We start from the raw sequence: 761 nt of genomic DNA on the forward strand, positions 1-761 counted from the left end.
GCGCCTCGGCGACCGGGAGCACCCTTCCCGTCGCCCGCGCGCGCTCGGCCTGGGCCGCCACCCGGCTCGCCGTGCTGACCCCGGGCAGGGCCGCCAGCCGGGCCACCGGCGGCTCCACCACAGCGGTCACCGCACGCACCTCCCCACCACGGACTGGGCCGGCGGTCGGGCCTCTCCCAAAACGCGACCGACGGCTCTGGTCCGCCGCGGGGAAGGCGGCGGTATCGAACGCGTGTTCGACAAGAACCAGTCAACCGCGAACCGCCAGACCTGTCAAGTCACCCACAAGCGGCACGGCAAACCAGTTGCCCGGCCCGCGGCGGACCGGCTAGACACACCGCGTGGAGCTCACCGACGCCCAGCCCGAAGACGCCCCGGAACTGCTGGTCCTGCAACGCTGCTGCTGGGTCCAGGAAGCCCTCCTGAACGACACCCTCGACATCCCCGCGCTGCACGAATCCCTCGAAGACGTGCGCGACTGGACCAAGACCTGGTCGGTGTGGGTGCTCCGGGACGAGCACCGCCTGATCGGCGCCGTCCGCGCCCGGCTCGAGGCGGACCGCTGGGAGCTCGGCAGGCTGATGGTCGCGCCCGACTTCGCCGGCCGCGGGCTCGGCCGCCGCCTGCTCGCGCACGCCGAAGCGCAGGCGCCCGCCGACGCTCGCCGGTTCGCCCTCTTCACCGGGGCCCGCAGCGCCCGCAACATCACGATGTACCAGCGGGCGGGCTACCGGCTGACCGACGCGCCCGAAGCCGGCGGC

Annotated in this window: 1 protein-coding gene; it reads left to right on the forward strand. The window is 74.1% G+C overall.

What is annotated here, in order from left to right:
- Positions 1-341: 341 nt before the first annotated feature.
- Positions 342-761: GNAT family N-acetyltransferase (locus G3I65_RS54950; RefSeq protein ID WP_160704432.1), on the forward strand; the 420-nt coding region annotated here is incomplete at its 3' end.

The organism is Amycolatopsis sp. SID8362, from assembly GCF_010550475.1.
GTDB classification, from domain to species: Bacteria; Actinomycetota; Actinomycetes; order Mycobacteriales; family Pseudonocardiaceae; genus Amycolatopsis; species Amycolatopsis eburnea.